Raw genomic sequence first — 8,938 nt, forward strand, 5'->3', positions numbered from 1 at the left:
CATCTAATGCTTGCTGATAAATATATTATATGCTGCCCTTCTATTAAAATATATATTCATTGTGGCGAAAAATACATTCCTATTTCTCTTTTTTTGCAAATTAAAAGCAACTTATCCTCACTCCACTATCGAATACTGCATAAGTTCGTACTTAAGCTTAGTTCCTTCCGCTATTCCATCGGGCAAAAGAGCTCTTGCAACGAGCTTCAGATCATCCGACTCGATATCAGTTCTGCGAAGATTCGCATAATCGCCGTCAATACTTTCAACTACATAAAACCATGTTTCCATCTGGCTTATCTCCTTTCAAATTCGATATGAAATTTCTCTATCATAGTAAAACGCGCCAACAGCTATCATTATCTCACTGCCTCGTATAGTTCATCCATACTGCTAACAATTGCAACTGCACCGGATTTTTTCATCTCATCAATATCACCAAATCCCCACGTCACCGCAATACAAGGGATTCCAAGTTCCGCAGCTCCGAGGACATCATAATTAGTGTCACCGATCATCACTGTATCCGACTCGTCTTCTCCTATCTTATCAAGAAGGTATCTTATTACATCGTCCTTCTTTTCTCTGCTGCCGTCTACAGTTGCCCCCGCAATCTCATCAAAATATCCCGTCATATCAAAATGATCGAGGACTTCTATCGCCGTCTTTTCAGGCTTCGATGTGGCAACATATAATTTATATCCTTCGTCTTTAAATTTCTTTAAAAGATCTATCATTCCGCGGTACGGCGCATTTTCAAACTTTCCGATCGAATTGTAGCGCTCTCTGTATATTGCTACCGCCTTGTCCTTGTCTTTTTCCTCAACTCCGTGTTTTACGAAGCTGTATCCGAGCGGAGGTCCGATAAATGTATAAAGCTCACTTTCTTCCGGCGGAGTTATCTGCATCTTTTCAAATGTATATAATGCACTTTTTGTGATTCCTTCCGATGAATCAGTCAGTGTTCCGTCAAGATCAAATAATAGATTTTTATACTTCATCCAATTCCTCCCCTGTCTAAACCTTTTACACACTTTAGCACACAGGCACTTTAAAAGTAAAGATTTATCGCTTATCTGATAACAAAAGCAACTTTTGAAAAGAAATCGCTACCAAATGATAAGATTTCTCTGTAAAATAGCAATATGATTATTATTATCAATAATTCTTGAAAGGAGAAGGTTATGAAAATATATAATGTAAACGATCCTGAATTCACAAATTACGGTAGGATCATCGAGGGTTATGAAGAAGAGAAGAAGGCAATCGTGGAGGCTCTTAAGTCAAGCACTCCCGTTCCCGAGGGAACAGACTATGTTGCCGAGGAGCCTGCACTTCAGTCTCTCGCTGCAGCAACATCAATTACAAACAGCCTCTTTGGCGGTTCCGATATGCAGTTCGGATGGTGCAACGGACACAACACCAAGCTCAACTGTCTTGAGTATCACCGTTCATCAGAGATCAACCTTGGTTCAACAGATTTCATTCTTTTACTTGCTAAAAGAGAAGAAATCGTAGACTACAAGATTGATTCAAGCAAGGTTAAAGCTTTCCTTTGCCCTGCAGGCACAATGATCGAAGTATACGCTACAGCTCTTCACTATGCTCCCTGCCAGGCAAGCAAAGATTCAGGATTCCAGGTTCTTGTAGGACTTCCTAAGGGAACCAACGTTGGCAAGCCTGAGTTCGAAGCTCGCAATCAGGAAGACCGCATGCTCACAGCAACAAACAAGTGGCTCCTTGCTCACGCAGAAGCTTCTGAAGCAGCAAACGGCGCATGGGTTGGAATCACAGGCGAGAACATCGACATCGCAGGAGATCTTAAATAAAATCAATATTCCATTATAATTTAACGCACATCGGCAATTTTTAGACTTTTTGCCGATGTGCGTTATTTATATATAAAACAATATTTACAGTAAAATTTTTCCCATCATCACATATCTCGAAAGTCCCCTCATAACTTTCAACAGCTGACTTAACTATACCCAATCCAAGTCCATGCAAAAATTCATCTTTATCACATGTATCATCTTTCTTTGTGTACGGATTTGAAACTTGTACAATCAGAGCATTCGCGCTATAGAACATAAAACAGCTTAATATCTTATCCCCTGAATCAAGGCTCTTCAAAGCATTGATTGAATTATCAAAAAGATTTCCAAATATTTTTATGCAATCATGATATGAGATTGGTAAACCGGCCGGGATATTTATATCTTTCTTGACTGTAATTCCGTTTTGTTCGGCTGCAGAAAATTTAATGTTCAGAACTGTATCAATAGCTTCATTCCCGGTGTTAACAAAACTATTTATAGCAGATTGTTCATCTATAAGTTCCTGTAAATGATTCTGCGCTTTGTCATACTTTTTTTCTTTCAAAAAGCCTGAAATCAACTGCATATTATTCTGCATGTCGTGCTTTATTGTTCTTATGAGTTTTTGGTTTTCAGACAACTCTTCATAATACGAACGCTGCCAATTGGTTATCTTTTCATACTCTTCGTTCTGTCTTCTAACCTCATAGGATGCACTGATCAAGTCATACAAATGAATGATCATAATATTCACATACAAGACAAGAACTGCTAATGGTACCAATAGGGGTATCCTTTCTTGATTTGAGCTAATACTCAGGCTTTCGCTTAGCATGGCAATGCACGTAAATGCAATGAAACTAATGATCGGAACCGATAAAAGCTTCAGCAGAACACGCATATCAACTTTTCTGTTTTTTATAGTTTGATACCTTGCCACTATTTCAACAACAATATAAAAGCATAAATGTGGAATAAATAGAACATATCCGGAATTTAAAGAACTACCCTCAATTAAATACATCAACGTTTGCGCAAATCCGGCAAAAACTATGAGTACAGTAGCATATGCAAATTTCACTTTCTTTTCGCCTTTGTATGCACATAAAAACAGGCAGCTCCAGAAAGAAAGCGAAACAAGATTGCAATATTTAAGGTCATATTTTATAAAAACAGAAAATAAAATGACGAACAGAACGCTCATCACCTTTTTTATCAGATCATATTTCTTTATTGCCTCTAATACCCTATCGTAGTAATGCAAGACAATCCAAATATCAAATAAATTCAGAAGAAAATAGAGAAAGATGTTAATCTTCGCATGATTCATAGTCCAATTCTCCATTTCAAATATCTCATATGCTCTAGTTTAACACTTTTGTGGTATTTCTTACTGATAGGCAACCTGACGCCGTTATTCAAAATAATCTCATCGGAATAAATAACTTTAACATAATCCATATTAACAATGTATGAAGCATGGATTCTTACAAACCAATTGTTGTCCACCATTTTCTCAAGATCGGACATTTTTGAATAAAAAGAATAGTTTTCATCTGTTGTATAGACATTTATTTTTCGCTTATTCCCCTCAAAATACATTATGCTCTCACAGCGTAACTGTATTTTGGCTTTATCAACAGAAATGAATATATATTTTTGACTGGAATAAATATAATTTACCGCTGCTTGTATTACATCTTCAAGCTTATGCGTATCTATAGGCTTATTTACAAATCTGAACGGCTGTACTTCAAACGAGCTAAAGACATAATCCGAGTATGCCGTAACGAAGATAATAACAGCTCTTTGGTCTATAGCCCTTATCTTCTTTGCAGCTTCAAGCCCATTAACTCCGGGCATTTCTATATCAAGCAGGTATATTTGGTAGAATACATTAGGATTTTTATTCAGATAATCTAAAAGACTTTCACCGGTCTCAAAGCAATCGACCTCAACATCTCTGATTCTGATGTTCTCAATAACATCTTCCATTAACGCGAGATTATCTTTGTTGTCATCACATATTGCAATCTGCATCCAGTCACCGCTTCTCTCAGAATTCTCTACCCTCAAATGATTTTGTTCCAAGCACCATAAACACTACATAGTATAGCATACATAAAAGCAATTGAATCAGCACACATTTCCCCCTCCCTGTACTGCTGATACTTAACACTTCTGTAGTCTCCAAAACATCTTCTGATAACTGATAAATATAATTCATCGGATTAATATATTTTACAAATGAATACGTCAGCACGTGATTGCAAACCAAAGATGCAACAAAAGAAATCACTATCGTTATAATCGGTTTATATCTTGTCCCAATACACAATGCAAGCTGTGGAATAAAGAAAAACGTATACATATATATCAAAAGCAAAAGACATAATAAATCTGCTACATTATTTCCAAATATTTTTCCTGATGTATAAATGCTGCCGTTATTCGCGATTCCAAAATAAATAGCCAGCATTACAATAATTGTAATCACAAAGAAAACCGCAGTAATAACTTGTAACGCTAAGCTTTTACCTATAAACAAATTTCTCCTGTTCCTTATTCTCACAGTGAACAAAGAAATACTTTTATTGTCAATTTCACCTGATAACATTTGAGTTCCCAAAAAAGCTGTCACAACCGGGCCAATAAAAAGAACTGTTGTTGTTACAAGTTGCAATGTTATCCAAAATAAAGCATTCTGATTTTTTACTCCTTCATACATTTCGTTTCTCATACCGATCGCATAAATAAATCCAATGGCTACAATTACAGCAACCGCCAAGATATCATTACGCTTTAAAAATTTTAACAATTCAATTTTTATGATATGCAATATCGATATTTTCATAGCCATTCTCCTCAAACAGATCATATAAAGATTTGCGTTCTATTTCTAAATCCAAAACGTCAATACTTAATTCATCAAGTTTATCAAGAACCTGTTTTAAATCTTCGACATGTTCAATCAATATATTGTCTTTATCAACTTTTACCCCTGACTTTTCAACTTCTTCCGGGTTCAAAGCTCGGTCACATTGAACAACATATTTTTTGCTGTATTCCATCACGCCATCAAATTTCTTTTCACCGTTATCTATTAAGACCACCCGATCACATATTTCCTCAACATCTTCCAAGTCGTGACTTGAAAACAATATTCCCACTTTTTCATCGTGCGCTTTTTCCAGAAGGATTCTTTTAAATATATTTTTCCCTATTGGATCCAATCCCACAAACGGTTCATCCAGTATAAGAAACTCCGGATTGTTTAAAAGAGCTTGCGCCAGCCCCAACCTTTGTTTCATTCCAAAAGAAAATGCTTTTGTCTTTTCTTTTGATTTCTTTTCTAATCCAACCGCATTCAACAGATTATCTATTTTTGCTTTCGGAACTTTTCCCCCCAATGTTTTGATTAATATATCCAAATTCTCATATGCATTCATATAGGGAATAAAAGTAGGCTCAATCAGTATTCCGAATTCATTAAGCCTTGAATTGTCTTTAAGTAGCGTATCGCCTTTATAAACTATATCTCCCCCTGTAGGAAAAACATTCCCTGCAATACTGTTTAAAAGAGTAGTTTTCCCTGCTCCGTTTTTTCCTAAAAGAGCAACTATCTCCCCTGCATTAACTTTAAAACTTACACCTTTGAGCGCTTTGAATCCGCCATAATCTTTCTTTAAATTTCTGATCTCTAACAAAGACATATTCTCACCTCTGAAAATTTATATGAGAATACTATCATTAGAAATCAGCTTTTATTCTGTATTGTAATTTTTGGTATAGAACCGAGTAATAAATGGCAAAAAAAGACACTTCTTAGAATCTCTTCTAAAAAGTGTCTTCAATAATTTACTTATATACTGATTACTCAGCTACGTATGGCATAAGAGCCAGGTGTCTTGCTCTCTTGATTGCTGAAGTAAGCTCTCTCTGGTGCTTAGCGCAGTTTCCAGTGATTCTTCTGGGAAGAATCTTGCCGCTCTCAGAAACGAACTTCTTAAGCTTAGCTGTATCCTTATAATCAATTACGTTATCTTTTCCGCAAAATACACAAACTTTCTTTCTTCTGTGCATTCCGCCCTTTCTCCTCATAGGAGCATCGGATTTATCAGACTTTGTGAAAGCCATTATAATATTCCTCCTTCAATTAATTGAACGGCAGCTCCTCGTCAATTCCGTCGGGAATATTCATGAAGCCGTCGCCGGCTGCAGAAGGTGCGGGCTCTCCTTGGGGAGCAACGCCTCCAAATGATCCTCCGTTGGAGGATGCTGCATTCTTGGATTCAGCGAATTCCTGATCCTCTGCAACTACATCAGTTGTGTATACCTTAACGCCATCCTTATTGGTATAACTACCTGTCTGGATACGTCCTGTTACGATAACCTTAGTGCCCTTCTTAAGATATTTCTCAGCAAACTCGCCGGCTCTTCCAAAAGCTACGATACCGATGAAATCAGCTGTCTGAGCATCCTGTTGATCTCTTCTTGCAAATCTTCTATCCACAGCAAGTGTATATCTTGCTACAGCCATAGGCTCATTGCCCTGTGAATATCTTACGTCGGGGTCTCTTGTTAAACGTCCCATTAGTATAACTTTGTTCATATTTTCGTCCTCTTCTATTTAAGCCTCGTTCTTAACGCATAAATATCTGATGACACCGTCCATAATACGCATGCGAGCTTCAATCTCTGCAGGAGTTGTTGCTTCGCCATCGAACTGGATGAAATAGTAGAAGCCTTCTGTCATCTTCTCGATTTCATAAGCAAGCTTCTTCTTTCCCCACTCATCAATATTGGTAATCTGACCACCATGCTTCTCGATAGTCTTCTTAACCTTCTCGATGACTGCTGTTCTGGCATCGTCTTCGATCTTTGCACTAACAACAACGGCTAATTCGTATTTGTTCATGCTATTTGTTACCTCCTTTTGGTCTCTGGCTACTTGTATCAGTCAAGCAGCAAGGAATTTATCACAGAATAATATGCTATCATATATATGTTCCAAATGCAAGCATTTTATCGTATCCCTTTAATGCTCTTTTCCAGTGTTTTCCTGGATATCATTACCTGATGACCGCAACCAAGGCATTTGATTCGAAAGTCCGCACCTACACGCAAAACTTCCCATTCAAAACTACCGCAAGGATGTTGTTTCTTAAGTTTTATTATATTTCCAACCTGAATATCCATTAAATCTGATCCAAAATCTCCCCTATTGCACCCTGTACTACCAGATCAGCCTGTCTGTCCCTCGGTGTAGCCGACTTGTTGATAAGAACAAGCTTATTTCCCCTGTAATAGTCAATAAGTCCTGCCGCCGGATAAACAGCCAGTGAAGTTCCACCAATTATAAGGACATCAGCATTACTGATATACTCAACAGCTTTCTGCATTATCCCCATATCAAGGCCTTCTTCATACAAGACCACATCAGGCTTTATCCTGCCGCCACAACTGCATACGGGAACTCCTTCCGCATTGGCCATGTAGTCAAAATCATAGAACTTACCGCATTTTTCGCAATAATTTCTATGTACGCTTCCGTGAAGTTCAAGAACTTCTTTACTGCCGGCAGCCTGGTGCAGGCCGTCAATATTCTGTGTAATAACAGCACGGAGTTTACCTTGCTTTTCAAGTTCGGCAAGCTTAAGATGCGCTTTATTGGGCTTAACCCCAGTAATGAGAAGTTTATCCTTATAGAATCTAAAGAACTCTTCAGGCATTCTCATATAAAATGTATGACTTAAAATCTGCTCCGGAGGGTACTTGTACTGCTGATGATAAAGACCGTCTTCGCTCCTGAAATCAGGAACACCGCTCTCTGTCGATACTCCCGCACCACCAAAAAAGACAATATTATTCGAACCGTCAACTATTTCTTTTAACTCTTTTACAGCTTCGTCCATATTATCCCCCTTCATTATTTATGTATGATCAAAAACCTGCTTTCTTAAGAAGCGCAGCCAAAGATGTTGTTGCATCTCCGTCACTTGGATATTCAATCTTTTCTTCTGTAATCTCAGTCGCAGCTATATCTTCAAGCGCTTTCATACTAAGACTAAGCTTTCCGTCTTTAATTGAAATAACTTTGACTTTTACCTTCTGTCCGACTTTAAGAACAGCTGAAGGATGTGCAATTCTGTTGTTACAAATCTGAGAAATATGAACAAGTCCGCTAAGACCGTTACCCAAATCAACAAATGCACCGTAATTCTGCAAACTCTCAACTGTTCCCTCAGTAACAAGGCCAACTTCTACGTTAGAGACCATTTCTTTTCTCTTAAGATCAGCCTGTTCTTTGAGATAATCTTTAGCTGAAAGAACAAGTTTTCCATTCTCTTCATCAGAAGTAATTACTCTAACCTTAGCAGTCTTTCCAACATAATCAGCAAGTTTGTCTTCTTCCACAAAAGAAAGATCAAGCTTAGATGCCGGAATAAATCCTCTTATTCCTTCAAGGAAAGCCACTGCTCCGCCTTTAACAGCTTCAGATATCTTAACATCAACATACTCCCCGGATTCAAGTAATGCATTAAGCTTATCCCATGCAAGAACTTCATTTGCTCTTCTCTTGGACAAAAGAATATTTCCTTCTCCGTCGTCTGTTGAAATAACAGTAGCAGATACTTCATCTCCGACATTTATATCTCTATGTATAGAAAACTTGGGATCATCACTAAGCTCCTCAAGCCTTATTATTCCCTGAGTATAATATTTTATATCCAAAATTACTTCTGTATCATTTACACCGATAACAGTTCCGTCAATTATATCTCCTTCCTTTATCTTTCTGAAGGAGCTCTCAATCTCCTTGCTAAAATCTTTCATCGTTTCTTCTGCCATAAACTAACCTCCAAATAAATCAGATAAAAAGATTATAGCACAAAAAAACTGTGAATATTTAATACTCACAGTTTTTAGAGGTGACAGGCGGATTTGAACCGCCGCTCAAGGTGTTGCAGACCTATGCCTTACCGCTTGGCTATGTCACCAAATATGTAATTGATAATGAATCTTAGTGACTCCGACGAGAATCGAACTCGTGTTACCGCCGTGAAAGGGCGATGTCTTGACCGCTTGACCACGGAGCCATATTACAGACCGTAGTTACA

The 8,938-nt window shown here is 37.7% G+C and carries 13 protein-coding genes and 2 tRNA genes; 1 reads left to right on the top strand and 14 read right to left on the bottom strand.

Annotated elements, in window-relative coordinates:
- Positions 1-117: 117 nt before the first annotated feature.
- Both G628_RS0111860 and G628_RS0111865 read right to left on the bottom strand, forming a co-directional pair.
- Entirely contained in the window at positions 118-291 is a 174-nt protein-coding gene (locus G628_RS0111860; RefSeq protein ID WP_027209230.1) for a hypothetical protein, read from the bottom strand.
- A gap of 68 nt (positions 292-359) precedes the next feature.
- A complete protein-coding gene (locus G628_RS0111865; RefSeq protein WP_027209231.1) occupies positions 360-1,001 on the bottom strand; it encodes an HAD-IA family hydrolase in 642 nt (213 codons plus the stop codon).
- 183 nt (positions 1,002-1,184) lie between these two features.
- On the opposite strand from G628_RS0111865, the gene G628_RS0111870 reads away from it, so the two are divergent.
- Positions 1,185-1,829, top strand: a complete 645-nt coding sequence (locus G628_RS0111870; RefSeq protein WP_026656510.1) for a DUF4867 family protein — start codon at positions 1,185-1,187, stop codon at positions 1,827-1,829.
- Positions 1,830-1,869: 40 nt separating this feature from the next.
- Here G628_RS0111870 and G628_RS0111875 read toward each other — a convergent pair whose 3' ends face one another.
- The 12 genes from G628_RS0111875 to G628_RS0111930 all read right to left on the bottom strand — a co-directional run bounded on the left by G628_RS0111875 (position 1,870) and on the right by G628_RS0111930 (position 8,917).
- Positions 1,870-3,147, bottom strand: coding sequence for a sensor histidine kinase (locus G628_RS0111875; RefSeq protein WP_026656502.1), 1,278 nt, complete (start codon positions 3,145-3,147; stop codon positions 1,870-1,872).
- A complete protein-coding gene (locus tag G628_RS0111880) occupies positions 3,144-3,893 on the bottom strand; it encodes a LytR/AlgR family response regulator transcription factor (RefSeq protein ID WP_026668267.1) in 750 nt (249 codons plus the stop codon). Before G628_RS0111880 ends, G628_RS0111875 begins: the two co-directional genes overlap by 4 nt.
- Complete coding sequence (locus G628_RS0111885; RefSeq protein WP_026668266.1) at positions 3,874-4,671, bottom strand: ABC transporter permease; 798 nt, start codon at positions 4,669-4,671, stop codon at positions 3,874-3,876. The genes G628_RS0111880 and G628_RS0111885 overlap by 20 nt, the downstream gene beginning before the upstream one ends.
- On the bottom strand, positions 4,637-5,524 hold the full coding sequence (locus tag G628_RS17345) for an ABC transporter ATP-binding protein (RefSeq protein ID WP_196803760.1): 888 nt from the start codon (positions 5,522-5,524) through the stop codon (positions 4,637-4,639). Before G628_RS17345 ends, G628_RS0111885 begins: the two co-directional genes overlap by 35 nt.
- A gap of 166 nt (positions 5,525-5,690) precedes the next feature.
- Positions 5,691-5,954: a 30S ribosomal protein S18 gene (gene rpsR, locus G628_RS0111895; RefSeq protein WP_026489979.1), complete on the bottom strand. Its 264-nt coding sequence runs from the start codon at positions 5,952-5,954 to the stop codon at positions 5,691-5,693.
- A gap of 19 nt (positions 5,955-5,973) precedes the next feature.
- Positions 5,974-6,429 carry a single-stranded DNA-binding protein gene (locus tag G628_RS0111900; RefSeq protein ID WP_026656499.1) on the bottom strand — a complete coding sequence of 152 codons (456 nt, stop codon included), beginning with the start codon at positions 6,427-6,429 and terminating at the stop codon, positions 5,974-5,976.
- 18 nt (positions 6,430-6,447) lie between these two features.
- Positions 6,448-6,735, bottom strand: coding sequence for a 30S ribosomal protein S6 (gene rpsF / locus G628_RS0111905; protein WP_026514351.1), 288 nt, complete (start codon positions 6,733-6,735; stop codon positions 6,448-6,450).
- Between the two features lie 107 nt (positions 6,736-6,842).
- Complete coding sequence (locus G628_RS18585) at positions 6,843-7,016, bottom strand: DUF951 domain-containing protein (RefSeq protein WP_074461860.1); 174 nt, start codon at positions 7,014-7,016, stop codon at positions 6,843-6,845.
- Entirely contained in the window at positions 7,016-7,732 is a 717-nt protein-coding gene (locus G628_RS0111915; RefSeq protein WP_026656497.1) for an NAD-dependent protein deacylase, read from the bottom strand. The genes G628_RS18585 and G628_RS0111915 overlap by 1 nt, the downstream gene beginning before the upstream one ends.
- A gap of 28 nt (positions 7,733-7,760) precedes the next feature.
- Positions 7,761-8,669 carry a S1 RNA-binding domain-containing protein gene (locus tag G628_RS0111920; RefSeq protein WP_026668265.1) on the bottom strand — a complete coding sequence of 303 codons (909 nt, stop codon included), beginning with the start codon at positions 8,667-8,669 and terminating at the stop codon, positions 7,761-7,763.
- Between the two features lie 78 nt (positions 8,670-8,747).
- A tRNA-Cys gene (locus G628_RS0111925) sits at positions 8,748-8,818 on the bottom strand.
- Positions 8,819-8,845: 27 nt separating this feature from the next.
- Positions 8,846-8,917, bottom strand: a tRNA-Glu gene (locus G628_RS0111930).
- Positions 8,918-8,938 lie beyond the last annotated feature (21 nt).

Origin of the sequence: Butyrivibrio hungatei NK4A153 (genome assembly GCF_000424465.1) — a bacterium.
Classification (GTDB): Bacteria; Bacillota; Clostridia; order Lachnospirales; family Lachnospiraceae; genus Butyrivibrio; species Butyrivibrio hungatei_A.

What these genes read in the sequence shown, in the direction of transcription:
- G628_RS0111860 (WP_027209230.1), bottom strand. Translation starts at nt 291, where the DNA reads ATGGAAACATGGTTTTATGTAGTTGAAAGTATTGACGGCGATTATGCG.
- G628_RS0111865 (WP_027209231.1), bottom strand. Translation starts at nt 1,001, where the DNA reads ATGAAGTATAAAAATCTATTATTTGATCTTGACGGAACACTGACTGAT.
- G628_RS0111870 (WP_026656510.1), top strand. Translation starts at nt 1,185, where the DNA reads ATGAAAATATATAATGTAAACGATCCTGAATTCACAAATTACGGTAGG.
- G628_RS0111875 (WP_026656502.1), bottom strand. Translation starts at nt 3,147, where the DNA reads ATGAATCATGCGAAGATTAACATCTTTCTCTATTTTCTTCTGAATTTA.
- G628_RS0111885 (WP_026668266.1), bottom strand. Translation starts at nt 4,671, where the DNA reads ATGAAAATATCGATATTGCATATCATAAAAATTGAATTGTTAAAATTT.
- rpsR (WP_026489979.1), bottom strand. Translation starts at nt 5,954, where the DNA reads ATGGCTTTCACAAAGTCTGATAAATCCGATGCTCCTATGAGGAGAAAG.
- G628_RS0111900 (WP_026656499.1), bottom strand. Translation starts at nt 6,429, where the DNA reads ATGAACAAAGTTATACTAATGGGACGTTTAACAAGAGACCCCGACGTA.
- rpsF (WP_026514351.1), bottom strand. Translation starts at nt 6,735, where the DNA reads ATGAACAAATACGAATTAGCCGTTGTTGTTAGTGCAAAGATCGAAGAC.
- G628_RS18585 (WP_074461860.1), bottom strand. Translation starts at nt 7,016, where the DNA reads ATGGATATTCAGGTTGGAAATATAATAAAACTTAAGAAACAACATCCT.
- G628_RS0111915 (WP_026656497.1), bottom strand. Translation starts at nt 7,732, where the DNA reads ATGGACGAAGCTGTAAAAGAGTTAAAAGAAATAGTTGACGGTTCGAAT.
- G628_RS0111920 (WP_026668265.1), bottom strand. Translation starts at nt 8,669, where the DNA reads ATGGCAGAAGAAACGATGAAAGATTTTAGCAAGGAGATTGAGAGCTCC.